At 49.1% G+C, this 19,002-nt stretch carries 16 protein-coding genes; 4 read left to right on the top strand and 12 right to left on the bottom strand.

Annotated features, from left to right (window positions below; all coding sequences use genetic code 11):
* Positions 1-149 precede the first annotated feature (149 nt).
* Positions 150-314 carry a hypothetical protein gene (locus Q4488_RS00950; RefSeq protein ID WP_303578567.1) on the bottom strand — a complete coding sequence of 55 codons (165 nt, stop codon included), beginning with the start codon at positions 312-314 and terminating at the stop codon, positions 150-152.
* A 99-nt stretch (positions 315-413) separates the two neighbouring features.
* Here Q4488_RS00950 and Q4488_RS00945 point away from each other — a divergent pair, with 99 nt between their 5' ends.
* A complete protein-coding gene (locus Q4488_RS00945; RefSeq protein ID WP_368411560.1) occupies positions 414-656 on the top strand; it encodes a TetR/AcrR family transcriptional regulator C-terminal domain-containing protein in 243 nt (80 codons plus the stop codon).
* Between the two features lie 20 nt (positions 657-676).
* On the opposite strand, the gene Q4488_RS00940 is transcribed toward Q4488_RS00945, so the two are convergent.
* From Q4488_RS00940 to Q4488_RS00900, 9 genes are all read right to left on the bottom strand, one after another.
* Positions 677-919: a hypothetical protein gene (locus Q4488_RS00940; RefSeq protein WP_303578565.1), complete on the bottom strand. Its 243-nt coding sequence runs from the start codon at positions 917-919 to the stop codon at positions 677-679.
* Between the two features lie 116 nt (positions 920-1,035).
* Positions 1,036-2,610: a BCCT family transporter gene (locus Q4488_RS00935; protein WP_303578564.1), complete on the bottom strand. Its 1,575-nt coding sequence runs from the start codon at positions 2,608-2,610 to the stop codon at positions 1,036-1,038.
* A 498-nt stretch (positions 2,611-3,108) separates the two neighbouring features.
* Positions 3,109-3,912 (bottom strand): electron transfer flavoprotein subunit beta, encoded by an 804-nt coding sequence (locus Q4488_RS00930; RefSeq protein ID WP_303578563.1) that lies wholly within the window; start codon positions 3,910-3,912, stop codon positions 3,109-3,111.
* Entirely contained in the window at positions 3,902-5,167 is a 1,266-nt protein-coding gene (locus tag Q4488_RS00925) for an electron transfer flavoprotein subunit alpha/FixB family protein (protein WP_303578562.1), read from the bottom strand. The genes Q4488_RS00930 and Q4488_RS00925 overlap by 11 nt, the downstream gene beginning before the upstream one ends.
* Positions 5,167-7,125, bottom strand: coding sequence for a (Fe-S)-binding protein (locus Q4488_RS00920; RefSeq protein ID WP_303578561.1), 1,959 nt, complete (start codon positions 7,123-7,125; stop codon positions 5,167-5,169). Before Q4488_RS00920 ends, Q4488_RS00925 begins: the two co-directional genes overlap by 1 nt.
* 200 nt (positions 7,126-7,325) lie before the next feature.
* Positions 7,326-9,389 carry a dimethylglycine demethylation protein DgcA gene (dgcA, locus tag Q4488_RS00915; RefSeq protein WP_303578560.1) on the bottom strand — a complete coding sequence of 688 codons (2,064 nt, stop codon included), beginning with the start codon at positions 9,387-9,389 and terminating at the stop codon, positions 7,326-7,328.
* A 163-nt stretch (positions 9,390-9,552) separates the two neighbouring features.
* Positions 9,553-10,083 (bottom strand): 4-vinyl reductase, encoded by a 531-nt coding sequence (locus tag Q4488_RS00910; protein ID WP_303578559.1) that lies wholly within the window; start codon positions 10,081-10,083, stop codon positions 9,553-9,555.
* Positions 10,084-10,159: 76 nt separating this feature from the next.
* Entirely contained in the window at positions 10,160-11,137 is a 978-nt protein-coding gene (locus Q4488_RS00905; RefSeq protein WP_303578558.1) for a dipeptidase, read from the bottom strand.
* 475 nt (positions 11,138-11,612) lie between these two features.
* Positions 11,613-12,731: a GlxA family transcriptional regulator gene (locus Q4488_RS00900; protein ID WP_303578557.1), complete on the bottom strand. Its 1,119-nt coding sequence runs from the start codon at positions 12,729-12,731 to the stop codon at positions 11,613-11,615.
* 356 nt (positions 12,732-13,087) lie between these two features.
* Between Q4488_RS00900 and Q4488_RS00895 the strand changes: the two genes are divergently transcribed.
* From Q4488_RS00895 to Q4488_RS00885, 3 genes are read left to right on the top strand one after another with little or no spacing between them, the layout of a single operon-like run.
* The gene (locus Q4488_RS00895; protein ID WP_303578556.1) at positions 13,088-13,816 is read left to right on the top strand and encodes a response regulator; all 729 of its coding nucleotides are present in this window, start codon (positions 13,088-13,090) and stop codon (positions 13,814-13,816) included.
* Positions 13,813-14,604, top strand: coding sequence for an ABC transporter substrate-binding protein (locus Q4488_RS00890; protein ID WP_303578555.1), 792 nt, complete (start codon positions 13,813-13,815; stop codon positions 14,602-14,604). Before Q4488_RS00895 ends, Q4488_RS00890 begins: the two co-directional genes overlap by 4 nt.
* The gene (locus tag Q4488_RS00885) at positions 14,601-16,916 is read left to right on the top strand and encodes an ATP-binding protein (protein WP_303578554.1); all 2,316 of its coding nucleotides are present in this window, start codon (positions 14,601-14,603) and stop codon (positions 16,914-16,916) included. The genes Q4488_RS00890 and Q4488_RS00885 overlap by 4 nt, the downstream gene beginning before the upstream one ends.
* Positions 16,917-17,054: 138 nt before the next feature.
* Here the strand turns inward: Q4488_RS00885 and Q4488_RS00880 are convergent, their stop codons facing one another.
* Together Q4488_RS00880 and Q4488_RS00875 are read right to left on the bottom strand one after the other, a co-directional pair.
* Positions 17,055-18,344, bottom strand: a complete 1,290-nt coding sequence (locus Q4488_RS00880) for a TRAP transporter large permease (protein ID WP_303578553.1) — start codon at positions 18,342-18,344, stop codon at positions 17,055-17,057.
* 14 nt (positions 18,345-18,358) lie between these two features.
* Complete coding sequence (locus Q4488_RS00875; RefSeq protein WP_303578552.1) at positions 18,359-18,907, bottom strand: TRAP transporter small permease; 549 nt, start codon at positions 18,905-18,907, stop codon at positions 18,359-18,361.
* Positions 18,908-19,002: the final 95 nt, after the last annotated feature.

Below are 19,002 nucleotides of genomic sequence, written 5' to 3'. Positions count from 1 at the left end.
AAGTATGCGTCACTGTGATTGGCATTAACGCCTCATGACGACTTGAATGCCAGCCACCAAAATTACCTCTGCGATGCTCAATTCTCCTCAATCAGACTGTCAATAATGCAGCGACTCTTTAGCTTGTTGGGTTTCCATCATCGATCTCATCAATGCTCGAAAAAGCGCGCTTCACCAACGACCATGCGCTCCCCTATTTTCGGCACAGCAAAGGATATTGACGCACCCCAAGCTAATTCACTCAGACGCGCCAACGGTTCATACCAAGCATGCCTAGCCAAATCAAATGTGCCGTTATACACCGGCATCATCATTGCGGAATGCTAAAATTAAACTGTTTAGTGACCCGCATATGATTAATCTTATTCGAGTTATTTTTTCTGAATGCATCCACTCGCCAACCTTGGTGCAAGATGCGCTACAGCCGTTGCAACAACAGGAACAGGGATTTGAAGGTTGGATTAGCGCGGCGATTAAAGATAATCGCTCAAAAGAGGCCGTCCCCCCACTATGCTTCAGAGCAGTTTATGGGGTTGATCAAGAGCGTCAGCTTCTGGCCTCTACGACTGATGAATCAGCCATTACCCGAGGCGCAGCAGTGTCAAAAAACTGTTGATGACTCCGTGAGTATGTTTCTCCATTTTTACCCGCGTTAACCGAATACGCTGAGACAGTCCTAAGCATTTTCAAGTAAGCATAAGGCCGCTTGCACCACCGGCAACATGATCGAACGCTTCGTATTAAACGCTGTAACCGCTGCCTTGAATTCAGCGCGTATCCCGTCATCCTGAGTCTCAAGCCAGCGTAATGCGGCGGCGCTACATTCGGCCGGTGAATCTATCTCTGTCGGTAGGGGAATGCCTGCCTGAATCAACCAGTCTCGATAATCGTCCTGATCGATTAATTCGGTAATCATCATAGGAAATCTCCCGTAAAACTCAATTTGAAAAGGCTTTATAGCACGTGATTTAAACGAAAAAAAGCTGGCGAAATACCAGCTTTTTAAAAGGTTAAAACAGGCTAACAAAAACCGTCTTATAGCTCGGTTTTCAAGCCTTTATAAATACTGAAACACATCAGCAGCAGAATCGCGGTGAACGGTAACCCAGTCGTCACGGCGCCGGCTTGCAACGCTTTGAGCGCTTCAGCACCCCCACCGTAGAGCAACACGGCCGCAATCAAGCCCTGTAACACCGCCCAGAAAATACGCTGTGGAACCGGCGCATCAACTTTACCGCCTGCCGTAATCGAATCGATCACCAAGGAGCCCGAATCCGATGAGGTGATAAAGAACACCAATACCAGAATAATCGCTAACGCCGAGGTAATCGCCGTAAACGGCAAGTTTTCCAGCATCTGGAACATCGCCAATGATACATCGCTTAAGCCATTAGCCAGTGCACCGGTACCACTCTGTACCTGCTCTAGGGCTAGGGCACCAAACGCCGCCATCCAGATAGCCGATACCAGCGTAGGAATCAGTAACACGGCGGTCATAAATTCACGTACCGTACGGCCTCGTGAAACCCGCGCGATAAACATCCCCACAAATGGAGACCAAGAGACCCACCATGCCCAGTAGAACACGGTCCAACCGTTATAGAACTTCTCATCTTCACGGCCAACCCAGTTACTCAGCGGGATAACATCGGTGACATAGTTACTCACCGTCAACGTTAGATTGCTAAAGAAGCCTGTTAAAGAGCCTGTCACGATGACAAACAGCAACAGAATTCCAGCGATGCTCATATTGATATTACTCAATACTTTCACGCCGCCTTCTAAACCACGAATAACCGAGAGAATGGCAATCCCTGAAACGGCAGCAATGATAATAATTTGTGTCGTAATATCATTATCAACATCAAACAGAAAGTGAAGACCCGCAGCCGCCTGTGAAGCCCCTAAGCCTAATGAGGTTGCCAGACCAAAGATCGTCGCCAGCACTGCAACAATATCGATAACATGGCCAATAGGGCCCCAAACACGCTCACCCAGTATTGGATAGAACGCTGAACGAATAGTCAGTGGCAAACCTTTGTTATAAGTAAAGAAGGCCAGTGCCAATGCCACCACACCGTAGATCGCCCAAGGGTGTAAGCCCCAATGGAACAGCGTAGCGCCCATCGCCGCGGCAGCCCCTTCAGGAGTATTCGGCGCCGCATTTAATGGCGTGCCCCACCAGTCGGTATAGTAAGCTACCGGCTCGGCAACACTCCAAAACATTAAGCCGATACCCATACCCGCCGCAAACAGCATGGAAAACCATGACATGCGATTAAATTCAGGCTTAGCATCAGCACCACCCAAGCGAATACGACCTACGGGTAACACAATCATTAGCAAACAGAACAACACAAACACGTTACCACCGATCATAAATAACCAGTCGAAAGTGCCTGTAGCCCAAGTGCGTGCGCCTTCTAGCATCTCTTTGGCTGCAGCAGGAAATGCGAGGGTCAGCACAATGAAAACAATAATGGCCAACGCACTCGTGCTAAATACCGGGTTGTGGATATCCATTCCCAACACCTGGACGTTATCCTGCCCAGCTTTATAATCAGAGGTGTATTCCGCTGATTTTGAGCTGCTTTGAACTTTTTGGTTCATAGAATTACTCCAGATTCTCTTTTAAATAACTGTCGAACAGGGCGCAAATTACCAATAAACCGTCAGAGCCAACTGGTTTCATGCTCAGCAACCTCACGCAAACAATACCTGTCTAAACTTCAGTGCCGGAAGAGCATCACTCTCTTCCACTGAAAAGCGGTCAGCAGGTTGCATCGATATTACGAGTATTGGCCGATTGACAACTGACTCATTACGACAGAAAAAACGACAAAATGCCTGTTTTCGACAGCGCGCCATACTAACGTATAATGGGGGTAATAATCATGAAAAACCAAAAAAAAAAACCACTTTGAAGCCGTGAATCTTCAAAGTGGTTAAGTCATCAACCAGAACGATGTCTGGTAAATTTTTGGGTTTAAGATCAGACTGTTAACTTTCAACAGTTGGTAACCAAGCGGCTTAATCTTATGCAACAACGAGTCGCTAAGCTATTCTTTTAGCGGCGCTTTTTACTTCAATTACGACAGACTCACCGTATCAGCGTAAAACGCCCTCTTCAATTAACAGATCTAGAATCGCCTGAGCCTGCTCGTCTACTGCTTCCTGCTTCATAATGCGTCCCCCTTCAGACTGCGACTTAGCGGTCGCCGCCTTGAAACGTTCTGCTGCGGTTTTCGCTTTTATCACTTTGAGTCGTTTAGGGCGCTTTTTAGCCACCGCTTCATCCCACGATTGACGCACCGTATCCGTTTCCGCAGGGATCACACTCACCCGCATCTCGGCACGCTGAGCCGGGCCAAAAGCGCTTTGACGTGCCGCTGGTGCTGCCGTATCGATGCTGGCAATGAAAGGTAGACGTACCTTGATCGCGCGACGCTGACCTCGGGGTAACGCCTGCAATACCTCGGCAACGCCCTCTTGCACCGCAACAATATCGGCGACCCGAGGCACAATAGGCCAACCGAGTTTTTCCGCCAATTGATAAGGCAACATACCCGATCCTTCGCCACTTTCGGCGCGCACCCCCGTTAAGACGATATCAGCGCCGCACTGCTGTAACTGTTCACCTAAAGGCGCCACAGCATCCGCTGCGGGATCGAGCTGTAGCACTTTAATCGCCGCTAAGCCCATACCCGCATAGCTTCTCAAGCTAGGCTCGGCGGGATCTCCCGCATGCAGGACCGTCAGCCCAGCAGGGTTATCAGCCGTTAGTCTCAGGCCCAGTTCAACCGCTCGGCTATCCTGATCGGCGCGTCGCACCCGACCTGATTGCGGATGTTTACCCACCGACACCAGCGTAGCAATATTAAGATTATGTGATTGTGATGAATTAGGCTGCATCCTGATCTCCCGCAACGGATAACTGTGCTCGGTAAGCTTGCACTCGCTTGATCAGCTCACCCAGAATCGCTTCACTATCACCAATAGCGCTGAGTGAAGCCCGTTTAACCATATCGCAGCCGGCATCGGTATTAATCGCTATCACCTTATCGCACTGCCCAATCCCCTGCATATGCTGAATCGCGCCGGAGATACCCACCGCCAGATACACCCGCGCGGTGACCCAAGTACCGGTCGCCCCGACCTGACGGAAACGTGGCATAAAGCCATCATCCACCGCCACTCGACTCGCCCCTTCCGTGGCCCCCAACACCGCCGCTGCGGTATGAAATTGCTCCCAATCATGGATGCCATTTCCGGCAGAAAGAATAAATTCAGCCTCCGCGAGTGCTACCGCATTAGGATCAACGGCCACCGGACCTTGATTCTGTAACTGCGCAATCACCGTTGGCAGCGCTGTCAATGTCACGGACAACGCTTCATGACGGCTAGCATCGATCTGATCGGCGCACTCCTCGGCTAACATCAACACCCGCGGCGTTTCGCGAGTAATATCCACGGTGCCGCCGGCACCACGACAAACCGTGGTTTGATGATCTACCTGCCAAGCTTGCACCGCAGGCCGTTGATGCAATCGCGCCGCCAAACGGGAACCCAAATCAGTACCACCATTGACGCTATCCGGAAATAACCAATACTGCGGCTGATACTCAGCTTCAACTTGCTGCAACGCCGCCAACTGCTGCTCGGGGCAATAATCATCATAGATTTCATCATCGAGTAACAACAATCGATCCACACCGGCAGTATCAAAATGCGCCTCTTTCGAGGCCCCAAAACAGACGGTTAAGACCGCCCCTTCGCCCGCCATGGCAGCGACTAATTTATGAGCCTGACCGAGCACATCTTTATCATGACTGGTGAGTCGTCCGCCCACCATATCCGCTACCACCGCGATATAAAAATCGGGATTTTCGACGCGATGTAACGGCAGCTGCACCGCTTGAGCAGCGCCGCTACGACGTCCCTTAACCGAGGCGGCAGCATTACCTTTGAGTCGATCGATACGTTTAATACCGTTCGGCCCAATAAAACCGATGCGATGCGGATTTTTTCGCAACAAACCACTCGGGCCACGCTGCTCGGCCATATCATTATCGACAACCGCGCCATGTAACGGATGCAAGCGGTTACGCGCGATCCATTCGGCCCGTGGATCACGCCGCAGAATATCTAAGGCATCATGTGAGGACATCAGTGCACCTCCTGAGCTAAAACGTGTGCGCTTGAATCAACCAACTGATCCACTAAAATTTCAGCAATATCTTTCACCTGCGGACGCGGCTCCACCACCCCTTCCAACATCGCAGTACACTGTTGACAGCCGACCGCAATCAGCTCAGCGCCGGTCTCGTTAGCATCGTCCATCCGCATATCAGCTATCCGCCGCTCACCGGGAATATCGGTAATCGGTGCACCACCACCGCCGCCACAGCAGCGCGAGCGGTAACCCGAACGTTCCATCTCGGCGATCTCAATACCCATCGAGCGTAGCAGTTCACGGGGGGCTTCATATTCACCGTTATAACGGCCTAAGTAACACGGATCATGATAGGTAACTTTGCCGCCGACAAAGGGATCTAACTGTAAACGCCCCTGTTGCATCAGTGAATTCAGGAAAGTCGTATGATGCAATACCTCAACCCCCTCTAATGCATCCGAACCGAAATCGTTATATTCATTGCGTAAGCAGTGAAAGGCGTGCGGATCGGTGGTGACAATGGTACTGAACTTATACTGAGACAATACCGCTAGGTTACGCTTCGCCAAGTTTTGGAAAGTGGCATCATCCCCTAAACGACGCGCTACATCGCCACTATCGAGTTCTTCATCACCGAGTACCGCAAAATCAACCTTCGCCGCTTTGAGCAGCTTAACAAAGGCTCGCAGAATACGCTGACTGCGCATATCAAAGGCACCATCAGACACCCAAAACAACACCTCAGCTTCACCAACCTCTTTCATCAACGGCAAGTTTTGATCCGCCGCCCAATGCGTGCGGCTGGCTGGGGCATAACCGTTGGGGTTATCCGTCGCAATAATGTTATCCAGCACTTCAGCACCCTTGTTAGGTGTGCTGCCCTTCTCCATCGTCAGAAAACGGCGCATATCAACAATCGCATCGACATGCTCGATCATCATCGGGCACTCTTCCACACAGGCCCGACAGGTAGTGCAAGACCAAAGTGTTTCGGGTGCTAACAAACCGTCAGTGATGATCTGATTCGGTCCGCCTTGAGCCTCACCGACCGTTTTCCCAGGATAAGGACTACCGGCATACTTGGCATCACTGCCACCCGCTAAACCGACCACCATATCCTGTATAAGCTTTTTCGGATTCAATGGCTGACCGGCAGCAAATGCAGGACACACCGCCTCACACTTACCGCACTGCACACAGGCATCAAAGCCAAGCAACTGATTCCATTTAAAGTCGGTTGGTTTAGCCACGCCCAAGACACCGACCTCAGTGGCCAAGGTTAGATCAACCGGTTTCAATCCAGTCGAACGGCCACCGCCAAAACGTTCTGAGCGCCGATGAAACGCCAAATGCAACGCCCCTGCGAAGGCGTGTTTCATCGGGCCGCCCCAGGTCATACCAAAAAACAGCTCGCCCATGCCCCAAATAATCAGCGCCGTTAACAGTAGCGTTAACAAAGCCCCGCCTGCCTGTGCCATAAAGCCATCAGACAGCATACCTGCCGCGGGCAGTGTCAATACAAAGAAGCCGCCAGCGAACGCTAACAAGCTTTTCGGTAACCGCATCCAGGGGCCTTTGGAAAGCCGACTCGGTGGATTCAAGCGACGCTTAAAGACAAACAGCGCACCGACAAACATCAACGTCAGCGAGGCCAACAATGCCCAGGCTAATAGCTGACTATCGATACCCAGCAGATGCACCAGCATGATCAATAATGCCGACAGAACAAAACCACCGCCGGTGGCCGCATGGGTTTTAGACATGTATTTGTCACGTTCGACAATATCATGCAGATCGTGCAGGTAACGTCCCGGCATGGCCATCAAGCCTGCGATCAAATCAACCTGATCCGGCTGACCCGCACGCCACAATTTGACCCGACGCACCGCACCAATCACAGCCAGCAGCAGCGCTGTTGCAATCAATAAAGGATTTAACCACTCAAAAATCATTGGGTACCCTCATAAAAATACAGGTATCTGAGACTCAGTACTCAACCGCTAAACCAGCGGTAAAAACAGTGAATACTAACGTAGAAGAAGCGTCATGAACGCCGACAAGGGTAGACAAAACCCGACGGGGAGGCGAAGCATAGCAGCGCTATATCAGCATCACCCGACGCGTTTTAACATCGCCCATCGGCGTAATCGTATTATAAGTCCTTGCACAATCTCAAGGCATCATACATCGCCGCATGCACGTTACGTTGCGACACACAGTCGCCTAAACGCCACAGAATCATACCGTCGCCCGCTGCACTCAATACTGGCTGTGGTTTAATATCAAACAGCGCCTCATTATTGATCTGCCCGTTGTTGCAAGACATCTCTTTCAGATCGTAATACAGTGCTTCATTCGGACGCGTACCGTTTTCAACCACCACCTGATCCACCACCCGTTCCTCACGCTGTCCGGTGTATTCGTTCTCCAACACCGCGACTAGGTTATCCCCTTCGCGATAGACTTTTTCCAGCAAGAAGTCAGAGGTCATAATCACCTCTTTCTCATACAAAGAACGGTAATAGGTCGGGAAGGTCGTGCCGCCAATACCGACACCCGGCTTAATATCATCGGTGACAATCTCGACCAACGAACCTTTAGCCGATAGATAATCCGCCGCCGATAAGCCCGAGAACTCACAAATCGTGTCATAGATCAGTACATTTTTACCCGCTTCAACCTTGCCGCTGAGAATATCCCAGCTCGAGACCACTAAGCCTTCTGCAGCGCCCCATTCAGGGTTCTGTTCGATAAACGGAATGCCGCCCGTCGCCAATACACAAACATCGGGTTTAAGCTCATCAATAAGCGCTTTATCCGCAGCCGTACCCAGACGAACATCAACCCCCAGTCGTTCAAGTTCCATACCCAACCAGCGCGTAATACCGGCAATTTGATCGCGCTGTGGAGCTTTCGCCGCCAGCGTTATTTGACCGCCCAATTCTGCTGCTTTTTCCAGCAAAATCACCTCATGACCCCGCTCGGCAGCCACACGCGCGGCTTCTAATCCACCAGGGCCACCGCCCACCACGACCACCTTACGAATCGGCCCGGTAGTTTTTTCAATAATATGTGGCAAGCCCATATATTCACGCGAAGTCGCGGTATTCTGAATACAGAGTACATCTAAGCCTTGATACTGACGGTCGATACAGTAGTTAGCACCGACACACTGACGAATCTGATCGACTTGATCATTTTTGATCTTAGCGATAATGTGCGGATCGGCGATATGAGCGCGGGTCATACCGACAAAATCCACATAACCGGCTTCGACAATCCGTTTCGCTTGATTCGGGTCTTTGATGTTCTGTGCATGAATCACCGGCACATCAACGACTTCTTTAATACCCGCAGCCAAATGTAAAAACGGCTCCGGTGGGTAACTCATATTCGGGATCACGTTAGCCAGCGTATTGTGGGTATCACAACCCGAGCCGACCACACCAAAGAAATCCAACTCGCCCGTGGCGTTGTAATACGCGGCAATCTCTTTCATATCGTCATGGTTTAAGCCATCAGGATGGAACTCATCACCGGTAATACGCATCCCGACAACAAAATCACGACCGACTTCCGCCCGCACCGCTTTCAGCACTTCCATACCGAAACGCATACGATTTTCAAAGCTGCCGCCCCACTGATCGGTTCGCTTGTTCACCCGAGGTGACCAGAACTGATCGATCAGATGCTGATGCACCGCAGACAGTTCAACCCCATCGAGGCCACCCTCTTTGGCACGCCGAGCCGCCTGCGCGAAATCACCAATGACGCGCCAAATCTCTTCCTCTTCGATCACTTTACAGGTAGCGCGATGCACCGGCTCGCGAATACCCGAAGGCGACATCAGGTTTGGCCAGTTTTCACCATCCCAGCGAGATCGACGCCCCATATGGCTTATCTGAATCATAATCTTGCCGCCATGCTTATGCACCGCATCGGCTAGATTTTGGAAATGCGGGATAATACGATCGGTCGACAAATTGACCGAACTCCACCAGCTTTGCGGACTGTCGATTGATACCACACTCGAACCACCACAAATACAGAGACCACAGCCACCTTTGGCTTTTTCCTCATAGTATTTAACGTAGCGATCCGTCGTCATACCGCCGTCGGTCGCATATACCTCGGCATGAGCCGTACTGACAATACGGTTACGAATCGTCAAATTGTTAATCTTTAAAGGCTCAAACAGAACATCAAACTGGGACATGATATCTCACCCCGATTACCATTAATTTGGAAGGATCAATTTGCCATGAGAGGGCTCATCGATCGCTTATGCAAAGCATATTTATTGATATGAAAAGTGTCGTTAACGCTGCTCAACTCAGGTCACACTCAGACACCGAATCGAGCAGTCAAACCATCGTTATTTACAACGGTTTAACTTCGAAATAGCCGACATCACAACCTTCTTCAGCAGCGCACTGAGTTTGTTCAGACTGCGTACGAACCGTATAACCTAAGCTCTCAGCCACCTGATCCAGCGCACCCGCAAACCAACCGGTAAACATATAATCGACCTTCCGATTCACCTGTCCATACTGATAAACGAAGCAAGAGTTTTCTAAGCGAACGGTGGCCGTACCCGCCTCGACATCCAGCGCTTCGGTGATAAAGAAACCCCAACCACGCTGAGACAAACGCTTCAAGTAATGATGCCAGATTGCCGCACCTTCGAGACCATGCTCTTCGGCCTCTTTTTCACACCAGTAATAAGCTGATTTATAACCCGCTTTATAGAGAATATCGGCATAACGTTCGGCTCCGATCTCTTCTTCGATACCCATATGATTATTCACAAAAAAATGACGCGGCACATACAGCATCGGCAGTGCGTCGGTGGTCCATACACCGGTTTCATCATCAACAACTATTGGCATTTCGGGTGCGTGTCCACTCATGATTCTCTACCTCAAAATTCTCTATCAATTCGATTTATCTCAGCCGCTATGGCAGGCTGAGCCATGCTTTATCTTGTTATTCGCCCCAAACATCCTTTAACAAGGTGACCCAGTTCTCACCCATAATTTTGCGCACCTGAGTTTCAGAGAAACCATGACGTAACAGCGCTTCGGTTAAGTTGGGGAACTCACCCACCGTACGGATACCTTTTGGATTGACGATCTCGCCAAAACGCGTCAAACGACGGGCATAACCTTTATCGTGAGTGAGGTATTCAAAGAAATCGTGGCCGTGGCCTTGAGTGAAGTCGGTGCCGATACCAATCGCATCTTCACCGACAATGTTGTAAACGTACTGAATCGCTTCGACGTAATCATCGATAGTGGCGTTAACCCCAGCCTTCAAGAAAGGCGTGAACATGGTGACGCCGACAAAACCGCCTTTATCGGCAATATACTTCAGTTCTTCATCACTACGGTTACGCGGATGCTCTTTCAAGCCAGACGGTAAACAGTGGGAATAACAAACCCGCTGTTGGGATTCATCGATTACCTCTTTCGCGGTATTCGGGCCAACGTGAGAGAGATCGCACAGCAGGCCATGCTTATTCATCTCAGCCACAATCTCACGACCAAAACCAGATAAACCACCATCACGTTCATAACAACCGGTGCCGACTAGGTTCTGAGTGTTGTAACACATCTGCACAATGCCCACGCCCAGATCTTTAAACGCTTTCACATAGCCGAGCTGATCTTGAAACGGGTTGGCATTCTGAAAGCCCATCATCACGCCGGTTTTACCTTCCCGCTTGGCGCGTTTGATATCCTCAGTAGTACGTACCTTGATCAGCAGATCGCTGCTCGCTTCGATCAGGTTGTTCATCTCAACGATATTGCGCACCGTGCCTTCAAAGTTTTCCCAAAACGCCACGGTACAGTTTGCCGCCGTCAGGCCGCCTTTTGCCATATCTTCAAACAGGGCGCGCTCCCACTTAGCACAGATCAAACCGTCGATAACGATGGCATCATTGTGTAGATCAGCTGCATTCATTGTCGATATCCTTATGAATCAGAGTTATGGCCTCGGCAATTCAAGCTCAGGCCCTCAAGCAAAAAAGCCTTGGTGGCTTTTCATCATTAGGATCAGTGTAGTTTTTCACGAAAAATGAAAAGGGGCTGGAAACGACTTACACACTACTAAAAGCGACGAGTAGAAACGCATGAATACCGAGACATAACGCAAAAACACTAGAAAACGGAGTCTGCCCTATGAGAATGAACCACCCTCACACCCTATCTTGCGGTGTTGCTAAGCCCTCATGACAGGCGGGATATCACGGCCGTAAACCGTCATAAGCTGACAAAGAAATACAGTGGTCCGATCGCGGCTTCGCCGCTTGCCCGTGGTTCGAACCTCACTACGCAACTTGCTAGAAAAGCTTCGGAAAAAGCACAGAAAAAACGGATGTTCATTCGCTTCGCGCTAAACTCATATACAGCCCGCCCCTGCTTGGAGTCATAGGCCGTTATGAATCAGGCTTCTTTTTGCCCTTCAATTCAATCGAACCAAAGGTGGCTTCTGTTTTAGCCTCTGAAAAAGTCTTCCGATAGATTAACTCACTGACGGGAGGCACAATAACTGAGCGGTATTCATTCACCCCTTGCGCGTCGATGTCGGGGATAGTTACCGTGCGCTCACTACGCGGAGGAACACCCATCTGTTCACGGTAACACTTACTAAAGTGTGGACTAGAGACAAAACCGCAGGCATCGGCAATATCAATAATCGACATGGATGTTTGCTTCAGTAGCTGCCGTGCTCGCAATAACCTTAGGCGGAGATAATAACGCGATGGGGAACATTCGAGATACTTCTGAAACAGTCGTTCCATCTGTCGTCGAGAAAGGTCAACGTAACGAGCGAGTTCATCCATTTCGATCACTTCTTCTATATTGGCCTCCATCAAGGCCACTATTTCCAGCAATTTGGGTTGAGTCGTGCCCAGCACATGCCGTAGCGGCACTTTCTGTTGATCCGTTTCATCCCGTACACGATCACAGATAAACATCTCAGAAATCGCCGCCGCTAGCTGATAGCCATGCTCAAGCTTAATCAGATTCAGCATCATATCCAGTGGCACCGTGCCGCCGGTACTGGTCATACGACCACGATCGAAACAAAACAGACGATTAGAGCACTTTACGCGTGGAAACGCTTCTTGCAGTGCCGCCAGGTATTCCCAGTGGGTGCTGCATTCATAGCCATCCAGTAATCCCGCATCAGCTAACATATAAGCCCCCGTACATATCCCGCCGAGTTTACAGCCCTTGCGGCTCATACTCTGTAACCAGTTAATATGAACACGATTGTAAACATTGGGGATATTCAACCCACCCGCGACAATGACTGTGTCGAGTGGCGGACAGCTATCAACACTGACATCCGGGGTAATGGTGATGCCATCACTCGCACTCACCGGCTGCCCATCCACACTGATGGTGTACCAGTGATATAGCTCTTCTCCACTGAGCTGATTGGCCATCCGCAAGGCTTCAACCGCCGAGGCGAGAGAGATCATGGTGAAGTTATTTAACAGTAGAAAACCAATCGTGCGGGATGGGCCACCGCTTACGTCATACGTCATAGATTAACCTGCACGTACATCTCGTTGATGTAACACTAGAAAAGGCATTTTTGGGCAATCGACAAGCCCTAGCAGACAGCTAAGTACTTCAACCGATTAAAACATCATTTTTAACATCAATTATTCAAAATGAGAACTTTTTATCTCATGCTACGGGCTATATTCCCGCTTAAAGCACCCCACAAGAGGCGGCAAGACCCAATCACTCCGCAAAATATGTAAAAGGTTGTAAATATAATGTAAACAGGCTTGCCAAGCCCCCCTACAAAGCACTATTTTCAGGGATTCTAAAATCATGCTAATGAAGCATCCGATAACAACAATAAGACAGAACATGTCGAGGGAAACACCCTTTTATGAGCACTGAAGCCCGCATTCTTGTCGTCGACGATGAAGAACTTACTCGGCACTGCCTGAGAAGTTATTTTGAAGAAGAAGGCTACACCGTTTTTACTGCAGATACCGCCGAGCAAGCCGAAGCCATTCTGCGTAGTGAAGCCATTGACGTCCTGTTACTCGATATCCGTCTGCCCGGCAAAGATGGCCTCACGCTAACACGTGAATTAAGGGTGAATACCGAAGTGGGGATTATTTTAGTCACGGGGCGACAAGATGATGTCGACCGCCTTATTGGCTTGGAGTGTGGGGCAGATGAATATATCACCAAACCCTTCAATCCTCGTGAAATTTTGGCGCGTACCAAAAACCTAGCGCGTCGCGTGCGTCACTGTACCGATCAAAAACCCACCGACTCCCTACCCCACAACTTCAAAAGCTTTGACCGTTGGAAGCTGAATCTCGATCGACGTCAACTGATTGATGAACAACAGCAAACCACACAACTCACCGAAGGCGAGTTTCAGCTACTCAATACGCTGATGATCAACGCCGGTAAAGTCATGAGCCGAATACAAATATTAGAACAGATACGTAACCGAGAGTGGATTCCAAGTGATCGTACCGTTGATGTATTAATCGGCCGCTTACGACGTAAACTAAATGATGATCCTGCCAATCCCAGAACCATCCTCACCGTCCACGGTACCGGTTATCTATTTACTCCTAAGCCTGTGGATATGACATGACAGCGCGGATCATACTGATCTCGTTGTTAAGTGCGCTATTCGTTCTTTTACCCAGCACCGGTTATAGCCGCACACTAACAGCCTGTGGCCATCCATTTTATCCCCCCGTCTCTTGGATCAATAACAAACAGCAGCTCACCGGATTAGCACCGGCAGTCACTCAACAGCTATTTGCTGAGCTCGGCTATCGCGTCACTCTGCGCTCGGGTTATAACTGGAAACGCTGCTTACTTGAAGTACAGCAAGGTAATGCCGATATTATCGTCGCCGCCTATCATATTCCCAGCCGAGACGCTTATCTGTGGTTTAGCAGTCAACCGGTTATCGTCGATCAAATTACCCTATTTGTGAACCGTCAAAAACCGTTAGCCTATCAAACCCTAGATGACCTAAAAGGAAAAGTCGCCGGTTTATTGCTCGGCGATAGCTTTGGCGAAGGACTGGATCAATTTTTATGGCACAACACCCGTATCGAGTATGTTTCACGTAATCGCCAAAATTTTCAAAAACTCGCCCAACAAAAAATCGATTTCATGCCAGTTGGCTTGCTTAGCGGCAATTTACAAAGTCGAAAACTCGGCTTTTATGAACAGGTCATGCCACTGAACGACAAAATCACCACTGAACTCTATTTTCTTGCAGTAGGCAAACATAGTGGTTTACAACCACACCTGACGTTTCTTAATCGCCGCCTGCAAGAAATGCATCAAGACGGCAGTATTAAGCGCTTAACAGAGCAATATAGTTTGCAATATCTCGATCAGACAACGGCGGAACCAGATCAATGATCCAGCCTAAAGGGCTGATACCCAAAATAGCCCGCTATTCTCGCCTGCATCCGTTGGGTTACCGCATCATGCTCTATGTGTGTAGCTGTAGCTGTCTGTTCATCCTGTTTTCCACTGCGCTGCAACTCACCCTAGACTATCGCCGTGAATTTCGCGCCATCGATCAACAGATAGCCCTCATTCGAAGTAGTTATCTGGCTAGCTTGGCAAAGAGTCTTTGGGATGTCGATCATGCGCAGATCGAACTACAACTCAAAGGGATACATAACCTGCCGGATGTCAGCTATTTAGTGCTTAAAAACACCGAGACCGGTGCCGTCACCTCAGAGGGAGAACTCACCGTCACGGCCAACAACCCAGTGCAAACCCAAAGCTACGATCTGATTCACAAAACCCCAGACCAGCAACGCAAACTCGGGCAATTAGAGGTTAGCTTCGATCTCAGAGCGGTCTATCAAGGTATCTGGAGCCGGGGTATTAATATTCTCCTCACCCAATCACTGCTGGTCGTGTTGATTGTGTTAGTCATACTGATCATCTTTCACCGTCAAATCACTCGTCACTTAGAAGCGATGGCCAACTACAGCCGTGATATCGGTGCCGGCCAGTTGGAACATAGCCTAACCCTAAACCGTCAACCGCCAAGCAGTAGCGATGAGCTCGATCAACTGGTTACCGCGCTGAATGATATGCGTCAATCGATACGCCAAGAGATTAGTCGTCGCGAACAGGAACAGCAAGAACTGCGCTATAACCGAGATCAGTTGCAGGTGATGGTCGAACGCCGCACCGCCAGCTTATTGCAAGCAAAAGAAGCTGCCGAAGAAGCCAGTCATGCGAAGTCGCGCTTCCTTTCAACCATGAGTCATGAGATTCGAACCCCCATGAACGGCATGCTGGGCATGATTCAACTGTTAGAAAACTCGCCCTTAGATGAACGCCAGCGAGAACATATTCAGGTGCTGTACGATGCCACCAATGCACTGCTTGAAACGTTCAATAATGTACTCGAATACGGCCGACTGGTGGAAGGAGCCTACCGGATCAGCCCCACTTGCTTCTCGGTGAAAAACTTACTCCACAATATCACCGCGTTGTTAACACCCGAGGCGAATCGTAAACAACTCAACCTGCAATTAAAATACTGCCATGACATTGCCGAGCAGTTTTATACCGAAGAGAGCAGCCTACGACAGATCATTACAAATTTACTCAGCAATGCCATCAAATTTACCGACCAGGGCGATGTCATCCTGAGCGCTGAATTAGTGTCTCAGGATACGGATAAGCAACGCATCAAATTCAGTATTCACGATTCAGGTATTGGGATTGAACCCGAACTACAACAACATATTTTTGACCGTTTCACCCAAGCCGATGAAACCATTACCCGTCGCTTTGGCGGCACCGGTTTAGGTTTGGCCATCTGTAAGGAGTTGGTAGAACATCTGCAAGGGGAGATCGGCGTCTCCAGCCATGCAGGCGCAGGTAGTACATTTTGGTTTGAATTAGATCTACCGATCGCAACGCCGACAACCTCCGCCACGATAACCGAACCTGTATGGCAAGATAGTACGGGGCTACACATCCTATTGGTTGAAGATGTCCATATCAATCAACAAGTCGTGCTGGGATTATTGGCAGATACTCTCCATCAGGTAACGATTGTCAGCGATGGTATCAAAGCCCTCGAGCTTGGCAAGCGTCAACATTTTGATCTTATCCTCATGGATATGCACCTACCGGGACTCAGCGGCTTGGAAGTCTGTGGCCGACTCAATAACGATCCCGACTGTATTAATTACCATACCCGCATCATCGCCTTAACCGCTAGCGTCAGACCGGAAGATATCCATCGTTATCTTGAAGCGGGTATCAGTAGTGTCATCGCTAAACCGGTACGTAAAAAGCAGCTACTCGACGCGATATCAGGCGGGCAACAGATTACCGCCGCGCCAACACTACCCACAGAGACACAACCGTTACTCGATCAAGCGGTTATTCAGGTTCACCAACAGATGCTCGGACCGGAAAAGCTCGCCACTCTGATGCAGGGCTACTGTAAAGTCCATGGTGATCTCTGGCCGACACTGCAACAAAGTCTGCAAGCAGTCGACGACTATGAAATTGCGCAGCAGGCACATAAGCTCGCGGGGGCTTGCGACACCATCGGTTTTACTCATGCAAGCCATCTACTGAGACAGCTTGAAGAATTGGCTGAAAACAATGACATCGCACCACCTGCATTGCTCGAAACACTCCAGCAAGTGATGGCGGATACCCTCGAGCTAGCGCAACAGTGGAAAGCTTAACTAAGTACTTACTCCGTCTATATCCTGCTAGTCTATTGATGCCTAAACCTCATCAGACTTAAAACCTAAAAAAGCCCCTAAGCTAAACACTTAGGGGCTTTTTGTTTTTCTCGATAACCCATGGCCTAACGGGAATAATCAACCGAAGAACATCTCCGGTAGAAAGAGTGATACCTGTGGAATATATGTAGTGATAATCAGTGTTGGAATCCACGCAAACAGAATCATAATCAGTGTCGGTTTGAGCATCGCACTGACTCTCACACCGGTCACCCGAGAGCCAAGATAAAGTAGAGGCGCGGTTGGTGGTGTGATATTACCCATACCTAGGTTCACCCCAACAATCGCCGCAAACTGAATCGGATCAATACCCAACTCAACCACGATCGGGAATAACAGCGGTGAGGCGAGCAGTACACCACTGACATCATCCATCAACATACCAATCAGAATCATCACCACGTTGATCATAATCAGCACAATAATAGGGTTATCCGATACCGAAAAAATCAGCTCTTTAGCTAAATCAGGGATATCTTCAAAAATTAGCAAGCGGCTAACAATCATCACCATAAAGAACATCACCATCACCACACCGGTGGTCGTCGCAGACTGCACCAATGCTTCTTTAAAGTTAGCGATATTTAAACCTCGGTAGATAAAGAAACCGACTGGGATAGCATATACAACCGCAATACCCGCCGCTTCAGTCGGCGTCATAATACCACCGTAAATACCGCCCAAAATCATAAACGGCATCAGCAGAGCAGGAAAGGCAAAACGAGTTTTTTTCGTCACCTCTTTAGTAAAGTTATCGGATTTTGGCAGCACTTTAATATCTTTGTGTTTACGTAACATCACGTAGTTAACAACACAGAGTAAGAACACCAAAATCAGACCCGGAATAATCGTCGCTAAGAAACACTTAAGTACCGATTGCCGCGTAACCCACGCATAGATAATCTGGATAGCACTCGGAGGAATTAACAAACCCAATGGTGCAGCATTGGTGATCAACGCCGCTGATAGCCCTTCCGGATAGTTGGCTTTACGTAGTTGCGGCATCATAATGCTGCCAATACAGGTGAGCGTCGCCGTTGCGCTACCGGCAATCGAGCCGAAAATGGCACTCGCACCCACCGCAGTATAAGCAATACCGCCTTTAAAACGACCAACAAATAGCTCAGCCAACTCAACAAGGGGCTCAGCAATCTTGCCCCGTTCCATAATAGTACCCGCCATAATAAACAGCGGAATAGCCAGTAGCACCAGAACATTCATGCGCCAGTGACCGGACGTCAGAAAGCCAGCCGGCTCATGATCACCGGTCAGAGACATATAGATCAATGCCAAGCCAAAGGCGAAAGGGACAGGAATACCCACCGCCAAAGCAACACAGATCACTAAAAGTGTCAGTAAAATCAACATAAGGAATACCTAAATTAGATATGAGGTGGCGCTTCGTCCGAAGCCCATTCTTCGGTTGGTCCATCCCGTAGGCCGCTCCAAAGATGCAACGCGCTATAGAATGACATCAGGACAAAACCCAGAAAGATGCCTAGCTTAGGAATGAAAAACGGTAGTTCTAGTCCGGTGGTACGTTGCCAATCAGGGTAAGCACTGATCTCTTCCCACAACATCAGCCAACCCCAGTAACAGAGGACGATACCAATCACGATTTCCAAGAACAGCGTACAGTTAACAACGATCCATTTAGTACGCACATTATCGATCACCGAGAGTAGAAAATCGGCTTTTACATGGGTGTTTTCATAACTACCCATCGCACCTCCTAGGAAATAAACCCAGAAGGCGATCATTAACACCCACTCTTCGTAAGCAAACAGATCAGCCTGAAACCAATAACGAAGAATGACGACAAAGAAAAAGACACATGCCATGATCAAGCTGGCCGTTGCTAATATATATCCTTGGCAACGGATCATCACATTAACCAACGAGCTCAATGGGCGAGGTATATTTAAATGCATAGAGCTACACTCTTATTGTTGAATATATCGACCACTGATGAAATTATTTTAAACATTATTTCATCTACATTAATAAGAATATTAAATAGTATCGA

The sequence above is a fragment of the Amphritea sp. 1_MG-2023 genome (assembly GCF_030547545.1).
Lineage (GTDB): Bacteria > Pseudomonadota > Gammaproteobacteria > Pseudomonadales > Balneatricaceae > Amphritea.
The sequence above is the reverse complement of the archived record's forward strand: the minus strand, read 5'-3'. Positions and strand labels throughout refer to the sequence as shown.